The organism is Lysinibacillus composti, from assembly GCF_016908465.1.
GTDB classification, from domain to species: domain Bacteria; phylum Bacillota; class Bacilli; order Bacillales_A; family Planococcaceae; genus Ureibacillus; species Ureibacillus composti_A.
The window spans coordinates 478,964-495,587 of sequence record NZ_JAFBDY010000001.1 but is presented as its reverse complement, the minus strand read 5'-3'; the positions used below and the strand labels follow the sequence as shown (position 1 = coordinate 495,587).

Genomic DNA, 16,624 nt, shown 5'->3' with positions numbered 1-16,624 from the left:
ATAACATATATTCTATCTAGTGTTAATTGGACAAAAAATGATTAACAATATTCCCATTAATTCACTTTCTATATTGTGCAATTATAACTTTTAAATAGTTAAGTTTTATCTTTGAAATTCACTATATTTGTTACCCCTGCTTTTCTCAACTGTAATTTAAGCCTCTCAATTTCCTGTTGTGCTCTATACTCCCTTGAAATCAAATCTTGATTTGTAATATTGAGACTTTTCACTTGTTGTTCCAGTTCGTTAATTTTATATTCTAGTATTTCCGTCTCTATTAAATGAATTTGAACTTTTTCGATAAATTCATTTAGTTCATCTATAGATTTTTTTTGCCTTGATAATTTATGTAAGGATAATATATCCTCTTTTTGTACCTGCTCTATACGTCCCTCTATATATTTTTCAAGAATTTCTTTAGATTTATAAATACTACTTCGTGGAATTCCTGCTTTCTCAGCTACATTTAAAATATTCAATTTATTATTTTTTATTTCATTTGCTATTTCTTTTTGTTTTTGAATATTATATTGAATATAATATTCTGCCTTTATTAACTGTTCTTTTAATTTAGGTCGAATACCTTCGTAATTACTATTATTAATATCCAATTTTCGAACTTCATTTATAACTATGTCCAAAATAGCTTGTTCCCTAACCATTCCCGACTCTCCATTTCAACTTTTTCAATTTCATTAAATCTATAAATTATGGATTCTAAATGGGGATTATTTAAAATTACTTTATTCATGCCAACGTTTTCTATGTTTTTCTTTAATAGTTCAAATTCTGGCATAAACTTGTTATTATAATATTGGTTAAAGGTGTTTAACTGAAGTTCATATTCACGCAAATATCGCGAATCTTCACTTGCTACACTCTTATTATGTTTAACGAGTTCTAACTTAGTTATTAATCGTTTATATGTTTGATTAAAATTTGTTATATCTGGCACCTGGGGTCTTAGATATGACCATTTTTCTAATTGGTTAAGCTTCTCTTGTCTTTCGCATAATCTTTCCATTGCGTTTGTACAAAAGCCTATTTCACTATCTAAAATAGGCGAATTTTTAAAAGTATTAATAATTTCATTTAAATCTTTATATATTTTTAATCTCTTCTTTTTTAAGAATTTATTAATCGTATTGTATGCTTCAATAAAATATGGATCATCTAATTCTTTACGAATATCCTCATCAAGAATATTTTCCTTTTTTGTTTCTAAAAAATCGCCATTTTCTGATGTCCTTTTGAGAAGGGTTTCTTGAATAACATCGTCGTCTCGAAAATAGTGTATCGTCATATCTTCTTCAAGATGATTCATGTGTTTTTTTATCCACTGGAGGTTTATTCCAGGTTTTTTCCTTAAATAGTTACAAACTGCTACTCTATACTGATGGGCATTAACTTTATAAAATGTTTTTCCAATATCATTTCTGCTTAAAAATGCAATGTGCTCTACCATCCATTGGTTAATTTCAACTTCTACTACTTGTTTTAGTTCATTATCAGTAAGATTATTTAATCCTAAAACTTCCTGATTTCTAACAAAAAATCGATGTGAATTATTGCTCCAAGACTTAGGAGTGTACATATCTCCATTTGAATTTGGATATAAGTATTTACCACCATTTCCTCTTCGTGTAGTACCTAGTTCTTCCAATTTCTTATAGGCCTTAATTGCTAAAGGTGTCATGAAAGTAATTGTCCATTTTCCTTTAATTCCTGTTGTTTTATATGTCCAAAATTCTAGTTTATATGCTTTTTTCGTCCCGTCGAATATTACTTCTTCTTTTAATCTACCAATTTCAAGTAAAAGAGCTTCACCTATACGTAATCCAATTTGTGAAAGTAGAATGATTAACCCAGCAGTCATTCTATCTATTAAATTAAGTTCTTTGTTATCTAGATCCAATAGAGCTTGTCGAATTATAGCTTTGTATATTCTATCTGGTATATTAGGTGTTTTCCCTATTTCTTCTTCATAAAGTACCTTTTGCATGTCAGTTGGTGTATATAAGCTTCTAAACTCATTTAAATAGAAATCCATCTCATTTTGTTCAATTTCTGCAAAATAAAGCTTAATATAACGACGTATTACTCTTCTGTAATTTTCTCTTTTAAACTTATTTATATAATTTTCAATAATCTTATCATATATTGCTAAAGGTACTGTTATAAGCATTTCATTTTCTAAGTATTTAATAAACCCTTTAACCATACAATAACCACCATATACGGAACTTGGACGTTTTTCATTATTAAATAATTGTCTTAAAACAAATTTTTTTAAATAAAACCTATATGCAGCTGTTTTAATGTCTTGGAACCTATATTTTGCAAAAGTGAAATTCTTAGAGTAAATTGTACTTTCAAGGATATTTGAAAAATCCCAATAATTATCTTTAAAATTTATCCCCTCAACAACTTCAAAAGAACTTTCATAAGTGCTTTGTTTGTTATTTTTAATATCCTTGTTTATTTGGTTAATTTCTTCCTCTTTGAAAGATACTTTATAATTTGTAAGAAACATTATTGATAATTCTCCTTTGAGAATTGTAGAATTTTCGTTAAATAAGTAGCATACAATTCTACTAATGCACTATAGTACTTTTTTTCATTTGGATTCTCAGCCTCTTCTAGCTTTTCATGATACATCTCTAAACGTTTTTCAAAAATAGCTGCTCTTTCGGTACAGGTTACAAATTTTCTACAAGTCATACATAAAAAATCAGTATCTACTGGTCTAACAAGAACTTCTTTTTGTTTAATGCAATCATCACTATTACACGCTCCTGCACCAGATGCTACTTGTTGTAACTGATTAATTTCCTTTTCCGTTTCAAAGATAGTACCGTCTACATCAATACCACCAATTGTTATCATGTAAGTAATCTCTAAATAATCTTTGTCCAATTGTTTTCTATATGATTGTGCTGCAACTCTTTCAGTATTACCTGCTATATTTGCAGCTACAAGAGGAGTTATATTTCCAGTTTCAACTTGTTTCCATGCACTATCAATAAAAGTATCTCTCGCATCATTTGGTTCATAGTATTTCTTGATTTTCCCAGATTTATAAAGTGATCTAACAATTTTATTAAATGTAAACCTATATTTAAAATGCATCCAACCTATTCTTTGATTTGGAGTCTTTTTTGTCGATAAAGTTGTTAAAAATATGTAATCCTTATAATCACTATTTGCTTCATAATTATATTCATTAGTTAATTCTATTGCTTTTTGAATTAATTGAATATCTTCCAACAATATATAAGTTGTAATTCTTTCACCATTTGAAGTTTTTGATATATAACTTATTTCACCTACACCTAATGCTTGACTAATAGATAGAATACAGTCTCTTTTCAAATTACAAATCTCTCCTTGACGTAGTTTAGTCTGACATGACAAGGAAAATATAATATTTGCAAGTTCTGCTTCTATTAGTTCATTCTTATCCTTTGCATCTTCTTTCATCTTTAAGAATGCTTTTTTAATTTCTATAAAGTCTTCTGCATCAAAAGGGTTCCCCCCCTCTTGTTTAACAGACTTAGTCTTCAAATACTGAAAAGTAAGCTCGGGAATCGCATACTTTTCTTGGTAAAAACGAAGATACTGTTTAATTTGACTAATTATTTGCATATATGTACCTTCTTTTATTGATTCTCCCTTTTTTGTTTTTTTATTTTTTAGTAAAGCACGATACTTTAAAAGAAAGTCATCTAAATTATTTATTTCATTTCTATGAAGGGGTATTGTTTCTTTTATCTCCTTCAGAAATTTATCGAGTAGATTCAAAAAATTTATTATCCTTGGAATAGCAGTGATTAACCTTGCTTGACTATCTTTATAATTCCACACATATTTCTTCAAATCATTTTGGAATTTTTTATTAGTCACTTCTGTAAAATCAATAAAAAAGTTATTTTTACTTGACAGTGAAATGAACTTATCTTTATTTTTTGGTAAAACACACCATTTATTACTATCCGGGATTGGTTCGAATGGAGAAAGAACTAGTATTTCATAACCTAATTCAATATATTTTAACATTCTAGACTTAAATAAAATATCTCTACTAAATGTCCCTACATTTAGAATACTCTTTCCAGTTTGTTGTATGGATAAGTCATCTATATATAAATAAAATCTTATTAATGAAGCAGCTGAACTAAAAGATACATAATTTACTTCTCTATCGAATTTTTTAAAAAATTGGTATTGTTCCATAAACGTTAAAGGATTGAAAATATCTAATGAATTAAAATTTTTTAAAATAGCCCACTCTTCACATTTCTGTTCCTTTATTAACGATGTTCTTTTTAAACTCTCCTCAAATAAATAATAAAAAGCTCGAGTTTTTAAAAGATTAATGCTTTCTTTTTTTGATACAAAGCTATTTTCATAGCATATATTTTGAATGCAATATAAAGTAAAGTGTTCGAATAATTTATATAAGAACGGATTATTCGTATTGAAAAAAATATTAACTAATCTAGGAGCTTTTCCTTCCATATCATCAATAAATAATTGAAAAATATTCTCGGGTGTAGAATCTTTCGGGAAATTAGTATAATAATAAGGAGCATCTCTAACCTCTAAATAGGGTATTACATAATTAACTTCATTTTTTATTAGTAAATGTTTGAATTTTTCTATATCCGACCTTACTAATGGTACATTTTCATAAACATACATATAAAACTTAATTATCATTTCTCTTATTTTTTTTGCAACGTTACGAATATTAATTCTTTCCTGAACTAATTCATTAAGTCTTTGCATCATATTACAAAAATTATTCCAATTAACCTCTTTTTGGTTTCGAATAAATTCGTCAATTAACTTTATAAAAATTTTACTAGCCCTGACATTTTGATGTCTTTCCCAACCAGCCCCCAAACTTTCAAAAATTGGATAGTATTCTTCTAAATAATTTTTTAATAGTTTTCTAAAACTTTCATTTTTAATTGCTGTGTTTTCAATCTCAAAATTAAGTATTTCTCTAAATTTAGCTCTACTTTTATTATTTTTTGATATCTGTGACATAAGCTAATCCCCTCATTTCCATATTTTCTTTTTGTCCTCTTAACATATCAGCTTGATCTTCTGGAGTGGGATTAAAATAATACTTTACACTATGGGGACCTGAGTGACGTAAAACCTTATATAGCTTTATTTCATCATAACCTTCAGCAACTTTTTTCATTGCAAAGCCGTGTCTAAAACGATGGCTTAAGTTATTTTTCTTGGTTCCTCTATCAATTTCAATTCCAGCATTCTCAAGAATTTTTTTTATCCTATACCCCCATCCAGATGCAGTTAATGGTGTATAATTTTGTTGGTTTAAAAAAATATATTGATTTTCTCGTAAATCATTTCTGTCTGTAACTTTATCTGCTTTTGATTTATATTTAAGATTATCTCGCTTTTTTTTAAATTTATTAAGGATTCTAGCATCTCTCGCTTCTTCATAATACTCTTCAATTATTTCTATAAGTTCTTCATCTTCTATAAGGATCGTCCAAAGTCCAATACCTTCAAGGGCATACTCTTCTTCAAAATAGTGTTCTATTTTCTTAGGTACAATTAGTCTTTTACCGTGTTGAAAACTCTTATCCGTTATTCTATTTCGAATTTTAAGACTATAGTAGCCATTTTTATTTTTTTCAAAATTAATATCTTCTATTGTTATGCCTAATACTTCACCAATCCTAAGCCCATATTCATACATCAACATCACAATAATCCTATCTCTTAAGTTAAATTTTGCATCAATTATTTCTAAAATTTTCTGATATTCTTCATATCTTATATATTTAGGTAAAACATTCTTTGATGGAGATTGTGGGTTAGAATTATATTTTTCTATTTTTCTTACGCCATTCTCATGTTGATAATTTATTAAGCTTGTACGATCATGCAAAGGACCAACTCTGATATTAAAGATTAATTCGTAAAATTTTCTATATACTGAAAGGTAATATCGAATAGTAGAATTTTTTCTTTCCAAGTTAAAATCAAATACTAAAGTATTTCCCGAGAAAGTCCCTCCTTTTAGAAAACCAATTAATTTTTTAAGAACTTCGTTATTCAATCCTTTTTCATAATCTTTAATATGAAATAAATCAATAAATGAATAGAATATTTTTAATGCAGAAAAAGCTTGTTCACGTTTCTTTTCGCTTACTTTCTCTAAAGAATAATTTAGAAATCTATTAGCTTCGTTGATTTTAATACCATTTAAGTCTGTAATTATATAGTATATATTTCCTTCATACTCCTTAGAAAATCCAATTGCACCAGCTCTTTGAATCAGTTTGTTGTTACTATCATAACGTTCATATATTGTACCTAATTCATTCTCAACTTTTTTTATTAAACCCAAAGAATCATTCCTCTCTATACAAAATGACATTATTATTTATGAATAGTGAATATTAAGTACACGATTATTCCTAAAATGTTATTAGTATTTTTCTAAATTACAATCGGTGTATATTGGTGCGTATTGGTGCACAACAATGTTTTAATCATTGTATTTTTTCTCAAACATAATGTCAATAACTTCTTTTGTTTAAAAACTGTCTAATTTAAGAATTATATTTTATAATGTATCTATCAGGGTAGGAGGCTTTAAATGAATACTTTAGGTGAAAAAATTATGACCGCTAGAAAAATAAAAGGTCTTAGTTTAAGAGAATTAGGAAATAAAATAGGTATGAGTCACTCACAATTAAGTAGAGTAGAGAGAGGATTAAATAACCCCTCTAATAGCTTGTTAAAAAAAATTGCTGATGAACTCGACCTCGATATGGAAGAGTTATTAATACTCTGTGATCCTAATTCAAACAACTTAGAATACCCAGGGAAGCTCCAAAGAATTCATTACAAAAACACCGACTATGTAAAAAGACGATACAATATTTTGCTACGTGATAACTTTACTTGCCAAGCATGTGGGGTAACAGCACCATCAGCACCATTAGAGGTATCCAATATAATACCTTTATCTTTAGGTGGAAACACGACAATCGAAAATTCAATTACCTTGTGTTCTAATTGTCATAAGGGAAGGGAACTCCAAATTAGCGAATCTGGTTTAGAAGATGATATTTTTGTAAAACGTTTTAACATAGATTTAAGTGATTATAGAGATTTAAAATGAAGGTTTTATGCCTTTTAATGTATATTTGAAATAAAATTTGATATGAGAACAAATAAAAAGAGCATGTTTGAAGTAACTCTTCAAAACATGCTCTTATTTACTGAAATTAATTATATTTCTTATAAAAGCTATTTATTTTAATTAAATTTAGACAGTTTAATCACTATCCATAATTAATGCACATTATTTAGTAGAAAAACTTTATTAATTTTAAAGTACCTTTAGGAGACAAACTTCCCACTGGTCATATAACATGAAAAATAATCCGCGCTTTTTTTGTCACCTCTTCACCCCCTACAACTTACCCCAAGCTATTTCTTCAAATTTTATCATAAGAATAGGAAAGTTTAAAAATTTAAAGGATGGAGTTCTACAATACCGGTCTTCCAATAAAGTAGACAGTTTTATGTTTATTTTCTAAGCAGCAAGTAGAAATCACATGAATACAGAACATCCACACATATTCATTTAAATAGCTAATTTAAACTCCATTGACATAGCTCCTAAACTATAATACATTATTTTATGTAAACATAAATTTGAAACAAGTTAACACAAAGAGGGGTTTACATGAAATCAAAAACATACGCTTATGTAATAACAGCATTTGGTGCAGCAATCATTGCTGTCCTTGCACAAATTACTATTCCACTACCACTTGTGCCAATTACAGGTCAAACACTAGCAGTTGGACTTATTGTAACTATTTTAGGAACAAGATACGGTACACTTTCAGTACTATTGTATATTTTGCTCGGGGCAATTGGTCTACCAGTTTATTCAGGGTTTTCTGGGGGTCTTGGTATTTTAGTTGGACCAACTGGTGGTTATATCATTGGTTTTTTAGTTCAGGCATACATTATGGGGATTTACATGGATTTCTTTGGAAAAACTTATCCTCAAGCAATTATCTCAAATCTAATTGGTATGGTTGTTACCCTTACATTTGGTACCGCTTGGTTAAAATTTTTAGGGGATTTAACTTGGACTGCTGCTTTTATGGGCGGAGTCGCACCATTTATAATTGTAGGAATCATTAAAGCTATTCTTGCAGCTTGGTTAGGTATTCTTGTTCGTAATCGATTATCTAATGCAAGACTACTAGATTCACTAGCTTAAAAAATTCGGTGAAATATAGATTCTTCGCGACTATATGAAAGAGAGCCTACATGTGTGAAATTGGTTCTCTTAATTAGTTACTAATCAGTAAATAGTAATACAAATGGCGTAATAAATCGCAGTGTTTTTCTCAACCCATTTTTATATCACCGTATTTAATCACAAGATTATCACTATATAAAATTACAACTTACGAATAGAACTTCTCTATCTTGATAATTGGTTCAAAATAAATAAAGCATGGCATTCTTTTACGATTGCCATGCTTTCGTTCATTATTTAATCTGTTTTCCGCTTTTGTACTCCAAAGATAAATCCGTCACTTGTAATGGGAAATCTCTTTTTTAACTATTAATTATAAATTCATTCCAATTCTTCACTCGAGGTATATCAACATGTTGATTATAGGATTGATCTTTTACATAAACTTTCGTTGAAACATCAAATAACGTTTCCAGAACTGCCGGCTTATCATCAAAGTAATAATCCAGCTTTAAATTTTTGATAAAATTAATTTTTTCATGATCTTGCATTCCACAATAAAAGTTTGCATGAATGACAGGAAATCCTTTTTCTTTTACCCAGTGTAGTGTTTTTAAACAATATTCTTTTGGGCATGATGTAATATAGAAAATTTCATGTCCTTCTTTTTGAAGTTTCATTAAAAATTCAATAGCTCCATCAAAGGCTGGACAATCGGTAAAGTAGATTTCCTCTAACAGGCTAGTCCACATCTTACCTCCTGTTTCTTTTTCCAACCCAAAAGCCTCGTGAATTTCAACTGTCTTTAAAGCCCGAAAAATATCGAGACTGACATTTTGGTTTAACTTTCGATTATATAAATGGAATGCGTGTTCTCTTAAGTTAATTAATGTATCATCAATATCAAAACCAAATCTCACTTTAAACCTACTCTCTTATCAATAAATCACAAATTGAGTTGCGAAAGTTTTTTCTTTCTCAACTTGTATTGCTTGCAACTTCTCCACTTCTTTTTTTCTTTGTGCAGCACAATTAGTGAAGTCAAGTTGTGTAATTGTATCTTTTGAAATAAGTTTTGCTAATGTGTCAGCATCTTTTAAGGAACTGTTTAGGCCAAACGCTCCTGTTGGTGTCATTGTATGTACAGCATCACCAATTAACGCGACACCATTGCGTCCCCAAGTTTCCGCAAAGTTACTATGCACATCTAATAAAACAAAGTCATTCCAAGATTGGACATTTTCTCGTACACTTGTTTCTAATTCCGGAAATGCCTCAATTAACTTTTCAATGAATGGAGTAAACGGTTGTTTTCTTAATTCGGGAAATGAACCTTCTGCAATATTCCAACCAATTTGAATATACCCTTTTGCCTGGGTAAATAAAGATAATTGAGCTCCGTCAATTAACGCCATTTTTATTGATGGATTCCATCCTTTTGGCGCTGGAATCCTTGCCCACAATAAATCATAACCATGCTTCCGTTTTTCGATTTCTATGCCCACTTTTTTTCGAATGGTTGAGTATCTGCCATCTGCCCCAATAATTAGGTTGCTCTCAATCGCCACTTCTTCTTTACCCTTTAACGCTTTTACACCAATAAATCGACCATTTTCATCTTCAATTAAATCCGTAACCTTAGTACTTGTCATTAGCGTAAAGTTTGGATATTTTTCAGCTTCTTGAAGAATCACAGATAGTAGATGGGCCTGTGGTACATGAATTCCTAAATGACCTATTTCAGGTGCAGGTTGGACGGTTTTAATCAACCGACCCTTTTCCCAATATTCAAGTGTTTCCATGCGAAGTAAGCCACGTTTCTCAATATCGTCAAACAATCCGTGTCTTTTTAATATTTCTTCGCCTTCTTCATTTAAATGTTCACCGCGGAATTCTTTTGCAATCACTTTATGTCGTTCAAGTAATATAACAGATAGATCTTTTTTGGCTAATAAGTAAGCAAGCAAGGCGCCACCTGGTCCTGCTCCAACAACACATATATCTACCTTGTCTGTCATTTGATTTCACCTTGCTTTGGATATGCAACAATACATAGATCTTCCCCAACTTTTTCAACATCATCAAATTCTAATTGAAGTGCATCATCCATAGTATCAACATCTACTCCAGTGAAAGGAGTTTTAGAATTTTTTCCACCAATTATTTTTGGGGCAATATAAATAAAGAATTTATTAATTAATCCTGCACGAAGGAAAGAAGCATTAATTTCTCCTCCACCTTCAACAAGTATATCTGTAATACCCATTTCATATAGTCTACTCAGCATTTCGTCTAAATTTAACCCATGTTCATTTTTAGATACAGCGAGAACTGTAGCACCCTTTTCTTCAACAGCCTCCATTTTTGAAGCATCCACTTCTGAAGACGTTACAATGATTGTTTTTGCTTCTTCCGTTTGTAAAACAGTTGAATTTAAAGGAATACGAAGGTTACTATCTAGAATGATACGAATTGGATTTTTTCCTTCACGTTCTGGTAAACGTGTTGTTAGCGAAGGATTGTCCGCCAACACTGTTCCAACCCCAACTAATATAGCATCTACTTCATCACGAAGTTCATGAACTTGATGTCTCGCTTCTTCGCCTGTTATCCATTTTGAATGACCTGTATGTGTAGCAATTTTTCCATCTGCTGTCATCGCAAACTTTGAAATAACAAAAGGACGACTCGCCAGCATGTTATGAATAAAACGTTCATTCAATTTACGCGCTTCTTTTTCAAGAATACCTACTTCTACTTCAATTCCTGCGTCTTCAATCATTCGAATACCTCGACCAGCAACTGAAGGGTTTGGATCAGTTGTCGCAACAACTACACGACTCACTTTCGATTCTATTACCAATTTTGCACAAGGTGGTGTTTTTCCATAATGGGAGCATGGTTCTAAAGTGACATATAAAGTGGCGCCATTTGCATGTTCACCTGCCATGTTAAATGCATGTACCTCGGCATGAGGCTCACCAGCTTTTCGGTGAAGTCCAGTACCAACAATAACACCATTCTTCACAAGTACTGCACCTACAACAGGATTAGGAGTTGTATTACCTTTTGCAGTAGCAGCTAATTGTAATGCGAGTTGCATATAGTCTTGATCTGTTTTCAAATTTCGTACATCTCCCTTAAACAAGTAAAGTAGGATTTTTCTCTAAAATATGACCAGATTTTTCTACTTTGGTTTGTAAATAAAAACGGTTTGTCTCTGTTAACCCTCCCCATAATGGAATATGGTTATGTGCTAATAAACCGTGTTGTTTTAATGCTTCTAGTTTTTTAGGGTTATTTGTAATTAACGTAACAGGTTTTGAACGAAGAGTTTCTAAAACTCTAATTGCTTCTTCATATGATCGTGTATCATCTTCGAATCCTAGCGCATGATTCGCTTCAACTGTATCAAAACCATCTTCTTGCAATAAATAGGCTAATGATTTAGAGAACAAGCCTATTCCACGACCCTCATGATTTGCTAAATAGAAAATCGCGCCACAGCCATGTTCTGCAACCATTTTCATGGATTCATGCAATTGATAGCCACAATCGCAACGTTGACTACCAAATATATCACCTGTATGGCATATACTGTGCATACGAATTAATGCATCTTCTTCTTGTTCAAAATCACCATAAACTAAGACTGAAGATTGTTGGGTTGAAGCTAAATTTGCATGTACAATATTTTCTAGCACTTCATCTTTAGTTTTCATAGTTGCATCTATTTTTAACCAAGAATACCATTGAAACGTAGCATGAAAATCACCTTGTTTAATAGGTAATTTAACTGGACCTACAATACATATATTATGTTCTTTATTTAAATTAACAATTTTCATTTTTTCGAATAAGACATCTTTGTTATTTATAGTTAAATTTATCATTTCTAATCACCGGTTCTTTATAGTTTTTAGGTTGGTATTTGCTAAGATAGTAATTTAAAATTCAGTTACTTTTCGTAACTAAGTATAGTGCAGTAACTGAGTGTAGTCAATATAATATATGAATTCCTATTTCTTCAATAGGAATTTATATGGAGCACTTTCACTATATATGGAGTTTAGAAAAAAAGCAAAATTGCATCCTTAAACATAATCATACTAAAAATTCCCCTTTTTCTCTCCTATTTTAGACTCACATTTAGAAAATCCCATTTTCAATTGTGTTTCGCCCTTCTTTAAGGTGTAATAAGCATAGAATGATATTAAATGAGACTTACAAACATTAAGAAGTGAAAGAAGGTGTCATTTGGGTATGACAGAAAAAATTGCATGGGTAACCGATACAGCTGCTTTGCTAGACGATGAGTTTATTAAAAAGAATCATATATATGAAATTCCAATTGTTGTCATTTTTGAAGAAGGTCCTTATCGGGAAAAAGTAGAATTGAAAATATCAGAGTTTTACGACAAATTACGGACTGCAAAAAAATTGCCAACCACTTCACAACCGGTTTTTGGAGAGTTGGTAGAATTATATGAACGATTAAAAGCGGATGGTTATACATGTGCAATAGCCGTTCATCCATCCAGTAAATTATCCAATACACTTGAGAGCTCCGCAGCTGCTGCAAAACAAGTAGGTTTTCCTATTTATGCGATTGATTCCAAAATGATTTCTTATCCGATGATGAAATTACTTGAAGAAGGTATTAAACTTGAAAAAGATGGAGTTTTTGCTGCCGATATCGTCCGACATTTAGAAAAAATGGCCGATCAAGCAGTTTTATGCGGGATTCCATCAAACCTTAAACAACTCCATAAAAGTGGCAGGGTTCCTGGAATTGCGGCCGTCATAGGCAATCTCATACAACTAAAATTAATTCTTTACTTTGAAAACGGTCAAGTCACCCTTAAAGAGAAGGTACGTACAATGAAGCGAGCAAAGGAATATGTTGTTTCATTACTTAATGAAGATTTGAAAAACTCAAAAATTCCAGAAGTAGCCATCATTCATTGCAATAATGAAACCGACGCTCTAAAATGGCAACTTGAATTACAATCCCAATTCCCTTCCATTTCATTTGTTATTTATCCTTTAAGTCCTGCGATTGCAGTTCACGCAGGCGAAGGAACTACTGGTTTAAGTTGGATGAAAATATAGAATAAAAATGGCTCTCCAGAACACGATTCTGTTGAGCCTTTTAATTGTCTGCATTATAAATGGAGTGTTGTTTATCTATCATACTTCTATAATCTAGCAAAGCGATTATAAACATCGTTAAGAGTTTCACACCCTATCTGTTGCACTTTTTCCACATAAATACTCCAAAGCTTTGCAGTCATCATTGCATCTCCTAATGCATGATGGCGATTTTCAATAGGAATTCCATTATGCTGACACAGACTTTCTAACGAAATAAGGTTCAAATTAGGTTCAACAATCTTATAAAGGAATGAAGTATCTACAATTCGATGTTTAAATGGAGTGCGGAATTGTTTAGAACTCACATACTGCAAAAAACTTTTTTCATGACTAGCATGATGAGCAACAAATGTATGATCTTTAGCGTATTGGAAAAACTTAATCATCACTTCTGCTAGTGGAGGAGCATCTTTTACTTGTTCATTTGTAATACCTGTTAATTGTTGAATTTCATCCGGGATTACTTCACCATACTGAACTAGTGAGTAAAATGTTTCACCTTCTATCATTTCTGAACCACGCATCTTTGTCGCACCAATTGAAAGTATTGAATCCCCTTTTTCAGGAAAAAAACCTGTTGTTTCAATATCAAATACAACGACATGTAAGTTTTGTAATGCAACATTCAATTCTTCTTGATTAATTTCTTTCTGTAAATGTCTTAAATAGGCTATTTGCTGCGAATTTTGAATTCCACCAAGCCCATTATGCGTTCGTTTACCTTGAATCCCTCTTAACAATTGCAAAAATGGTTCAAATGCCACACCAAATCACCTTTTTTCTTTTTCATCTACATAAATTTTATGTTCTAGTGAAAGACAAAGTAAGCTGAATCACTTCATCGTGTAATCTTTTTCCATCTTTAATAATGCGTTTAATTATTTTTCGATCTTCTTTGGATACTTTTTTTATTTTTATATAATGTGTATCTGTATAATCTTCACCTTGTAATAGTGATAATCGATATTGTAATAGTAGTTTAAAATTATCTTCACAGTCTCTTAATAACTCTTCATAATCAAAATGAATCAGACGTCTCATTCTCTCAAGTGTTGACGTTTCGTAAATCCCTTCTTTTATAGAAAGTAGTCTAATGGCATTTACATACGGCAAAAACGCAGAGTATTTCAAGTTAACACACCCTTGATATGGGCCATATTGTTCAACAATAATCTTCCCCATCGGACCAATCCCATTTCTTAAATGCATGATGTTTGCTATAAATCTTCTTAATAGCATTGGGTGTTCTAATTGGTATTGATATATTAATTGTTTTAACTGCAGTACATAATTCATCTTTCCAAATAACGTTCGAGCATCATAAAAAATTTGTAGATAACGAATTGCTTCCCAACTCTCGTTATCCATCCATTCCTGAATCTGTTGTTGCCAATTGTGTAGCGATTTACACCATATCGGATTAGAACTCATAATATTCCCTTTACAAAATGGGTAGCCTATCCAATCCAGACCATAAGAAATTTCCTCACCTAACTTCATAAAATAAGCATCATTCTCTTCGTTTGAAAATTCATAAATAATACCGTGATCTTGATCGCTAATGACTCCTTGTTCAAAACGTCCTCCACTGCCTGTAATGAACCATGTAAATTCACAAGGAGGCTTTATATCCCCCATTTTACTCTGGGCTACTTCCAATACTTTTAGCATTACTTGATCATGAAAATTATTTATTAAAACAGAATCAGACAGGAAACTTGGAATGTTCTCATCTTTCCATATCTTTATAGATTCATAAGTTTTCACAATGGCACTTCCTTTTTATTAAGTAAAAAGCCTCTAATAAATAGAGGCTTTTTGTTTATCATTATAATTGAATTTTGATATTAGTAGACTAACGTGTAGAATATTTACCTTCTGTTGTAGCAGCCATTGACACTTTTACTTCTTCTAAAGCCATTTGTTCTGGATAACCATAGCTACCGTGTTCACTTATGTCTAAGCCCATGATTTCTTCTTCTTCTGTTACACGTAGGCCACCCATAACTTTATCCATAATTTTAAGGATGATGAATGCAACGACAAATGCGTAAGCTCCTGATGCTACAACACCTAATGCTTGCACTCCTAGTTGTTCAAAGCCACCACCATAGAATAATCCCGCTTGCCCCCATTCAATATCCGTTGAAAGAGCTGGTAAAGCAAATAAACCATTTGAAAGTGTACCCCAAACTCCTACTGTACCATGAACTGATAATGCTGCAATTGGATCATCCAGTTTCGCTTTATCGAATAATTTCATACTAAACACAACCATTATACCACCAACAAGACCGATAACTACTGCAGCCCAAGGAGCTACGAATCCACAAGATGCTGTTATGGCAACTAGACCAGCAAGTGCACCATTTAATGTTGTCGGAACATCCGCTTTACCTGTTACAGCCCAAGCTGTAAACATTGCAGCAATTGCACCAGCCGCTGCAGCCAATTGTGTATTTAAAATAACGAAACCTAAGAAACCATCAGCAACTCCAAATGTACTAGCACCATTGAATCCAAACCATCCAACCCAAAGAATTAGAACCCCTAATGAAGTATAAACTTGGTTATGACCAGCTAAGTTATTTGATGAACCATCTTTATTATATTTACCAATACGAGGTTTTAAGATTATAGTTGCAGCTAAGGCAGCCATTGCCCCAGTTAAGTGAACTACTGTTGAACCTGCAAAGTCTTGTTTTCCGTGTTCTGCTAACCAGCCTCCACCCCAAATCCAATGAGCCACTACAGGATAAATAAAAGCGGAGAATAATACTGCGAAGATCACGTAAACTGATAATTTTGCACGTTCAGCAAACCCACCGAACGCAATAGTTAATGATACAATTGCAAACATAACTTGGAACGAAAAATCAACTGCAGGAGTTAACCCTCCATCAGCTGGAGATGCATCTCCATAAAAGAAATTAGATAAACCAATAAATGCGTTCCCATCACCATAAATAAAACCATATCCCACAGCCCAGAACACTAATGTTCCAATTCCAGCTGTAAAAATTGTTTTACCAGCAATATGGCCGGCATTTTTCATTCTTGTGGAACCTGCTTCGAGTAAAATAAATCCACCTATCATAAAGAATACTAAAATTGCTCCAATCGCTACCCACAGGTTATCCATCAGCACAACAACTGCTTCCATTTTAACACTCTCCCCTTTTCAGCTTTTCTTCA

General features: G+C 31.7%; 14 protein-coding genes. 3 read left to right on the top strand and 11 right to left on the bottom strand.

Features of this window, described 5'->3' with window-relative positions; all coding sequences use genetic code 11:
• Positions 1–98: 98 nt before the first annotated feature.
• The 4 genes from JOD29_RS02420 to JOD29_RS02405 are packed head-to-tail and all read right to left on the bottom strand — an operon-like array spanning position 99 to position 6,394.
• Positions 99–665 (bottom strand): hypothetical protein, encoded by a 567-nt coding sequence (locus JOD29_RS02420; protein WP_124761751.1) that lies wholly within the window; start codon positions 663–665, stop codon positions 99–101.
• The gene (locus JOD29_RS02415) at positions 635–2,536 is read right to left on the bottom strand and encodes a hypothetical protein (RefSeq protein ID WP_124761753.1); all 1,902 of its coding nucleotides are present in this window, start codon (positions 2,534–2,536) and stop codon (positions 635–637) included. The genes JOD29_RS02420 and JOD29_RS02415 overlap by 31 nt, the downstream gene beginning before the upstream one ends.
• Positions 2,536–5,055 carry a hypothetical protein gene (locus tag JOD29_RS02410; RefSeq protein ID WP_124761755.1) on the bottom strand — a complete coding sequence of 840 codons (2,520 nt, stop codon included), beginning with the start codon at positions 5,053–5,055 and terminating at the stop codon, positions 2,536–2,538. The genes JOD29_RS02415 and JOD29_RS02410 overlap by 1 nt, the downstream gene beginning before the upstream one ends.
• Positions 5,033–6,394, bottom strand: a complete 1,362-nt coding sequence (locus tag JOD29_RS02405) for a tyrosine-type recombinase/integrase (RefSeq protein ID WP_158610502.1) — start codon at positions 6,392–6,394, stop codon at positions 5,033–5,035. The genes JOD29_RS02410 and JOD29_RS02405 overlap by 23 nt, the downstream gene beginning before the upstream one ends.
• A 252-nt stretch (positions 6,395–6,646) precedes the next feature.
• Here JOD29_RS02405 and JOD29_RS02400 point away from each other — a divergent pair, with 252 nt between their 5' ends.
• Positions 6,647–7,174: a helix-turn-helix domain-containing protein gene (locus JOD29_RS02400; RefSeq protein ID WP_124761759.1), complete on the top strand. Its 528-nt coding sequence runs from the start codon at positions 6,647–6,649 to the stop codon at positions 7,172–7,174.
• A gap of 570 nt (positions 7,175–7,744) precedes the next feature.
• Positions 7,745–8,293 carry a biotin transporter BioY gene (locus JOD29_RS02395; protein ID WP_124761761.1) on the top strand — a complete coding sequence of 183 codons (549 nt, stop codon included), beginning with the start codon at positions 7,745–7,747 and terminating at the stop codon, positions 8,291–8,293.
• A gap of 344 nt (positions 8,294–8,637) precedes the next feature.
• On the opposite strand, the gene JOD29_RS02390 is transcribed toward JOD29_RS02395, so the two are convergent.
• Genes JOD29_RS02390 through JOD29_RS02375 form a run of 4 tightly spaced genes read right to left on the bottom strand, consistent with a single transcriptional unit; the run spans position 8,638 to position 12,168 of the window.
• Positions 8,638–9,195, bottom strand: coding sequence for a 5' nucleotidase, NT5C type (locus JOD29_RS02390; protein WP_124761763.1), 558 nt, complete (start codon positions 9,193–9,195; stop codon positions 8,638–8,640).
• 18 nt (positions 9,196–9,213) lie between these two features.
• Positions 9,214–10,293 (bottom strand): FAD-dependent monooxygenase, encoded by a 1,080-nt coding sequence (locus JOD29_RS02385; protein ID WP_124761765.1) that lies wholly within the window; start codon positions 10,291–10,293, stop codon positions 9,214–9,216.
• A complete protein-coding gene (ribD, locus tag JOD29_RS02380; protein ID WP_124761767.1) occupies positions 10,290–11,399 on the bottom strand; it encodes a bifunctional diaminohydroxyphosphoribosylaminopyrimidine deaminase/5-amino-6-(5-phosphoribosylamino)uracil reductase RibD in 1,110 nt (369 codons plus the stop codon). Before ribD ends, JOD29_RS02385 begins: the two co-directional genes overlap by 4 nt.
• Positions 11,400–11,415: 16 nt before the next feature.
• Complete coding sequence (locus JOD29_RS02375; protein ID WP_124761769.1) at positions 11,416–12,168, bottom strand: GTP cyclohydrolase II; 753 nt, start codon at positions 12,166–12,168, stop codon at positions 11,416–11,418.
• 370 nt (positions 12,169–12,538) lie between these two features.
• On the opposite strand from JOD29_RS02375, the gene JOD29_RS02370 reads away from it, so the two are divergent.
• Complete coding sequence (locus JOD29_RS02370) at positions 12,539–13,387, top strand: DegV family protein (protein ID WP_124761771.1); 849 nt, start codon at positions 12,539–12,541, stop codon at positions 13,385–13,387.
• A gap of 86 nt (positions 13,388–13,473) precedes the next feature.
• Here JOD29_RS02370 and JOD29_RS02365 read toward each other — a convergent pair whose 3' ends face one another.
• The 3 genes from JOD29_RS02365 to JOD29_RS02355 all read right to left on the bottom strand — a co-directional run bounded on the left by JOD29_RS02365 (position 13,474) and on the right by JOD29_RS02355 (position 16,592).
• Positions 13,474–14,175, bottom strand: coding sequence for an exonuclease domain-containing protein (locus JOD29_RS02365; RefSeq protein ID WP_239585516.1), 702 nt, complete (start codon positions 14,173–14,175; stop codon positions 13,474–13,476).
• A 55-nt stretch (positions 14,176–14,230) separates the two neighbouring features.
• On the bottom strand, positions 14,231–15,196 hold the full coding sequence (locus JOD29_RS02360) for a DUF294 nucleotidyltransferase-like domain-containing protein (RefSeq protein ID WP_124761775.1): 966 nt from the start codon (positions 15,194–15,196) through the stop codon (positions 14,231–14,233).
• 88 nt (positions 15,197–15,284) lie between these two features.
• Entirely contained in the window at positions 15,285–16,592 is a 1,308-nt protein-coding gene (locus tag JOD29_RS02355; protein WP_124761777.1) for an ammonium transporter, read from the bottom strand.
• Positions 16,593–16,624: the final 32 nt, after the last annotated feature.

Coding starts and splice junctions, on each gene's coding strand:
- JOD29_RS02385 (WP_124761765.1), bottom strand. CDS start 10,293: ATGACAGACAAGGTAGATATATGTGTTGTTGGAGCAGGACCAGGTGGC.
- JOD29_RS02415 (WP_124761753.1), bottom strand. CDS start 2,536: ATGTTTCTTACAAATTATAAAGTATCTTTCAAAGAGGAAGAAATTAAC.
- JOD29_RS02410 (WP_124761755.1), bottom strand. CDS start 5,055: ATGTCACAGATATCAAAAAATAATAAAAGTAGAGCTAAATTTAGAGAA.
- JOD29_RS02375 (WP_124761769.1), bottom strand. CDS start 12,168: ATGATAAATTTAACTATAAATAACAAAGATGTCTTATTCGAAAAAATG.
- JOD29_RS02420 (WP_124761751.1), bottom strand. CDS start 665: ATGGTTAGGGAACAAGCTATTTTGGACATAGTTATAAATGAAGTTCGA.
- JOD29_RS02355 (WP_124761777.1), bottom strand. CDS start 16,592: ATGGAAGCAGTTGTTGTGCTGATGGATAACCTGTGGGTAGCGATTGGA.
- JOD29_RS02400 (WP_124761759.1), top strand. CDS start 6,647: ATGAATACTTTAGGTGAAAAAATTATGACCGCTAGAAAAATAAAAGGT.
- JOD29_RS02370 (WP_124761771.1), top strand. CDS start 12,539: ATGACAGAAAAAATTGCATGGGTAACCGATACAGCTGCTTTGCTAGAC.
- JOD29_RS02395 (WP_124761761.1), top strand. CDS start 7,745: ATGAAATCAAAAACATACGCTTATGTAATAACAGCATTTGGTGCAGCA.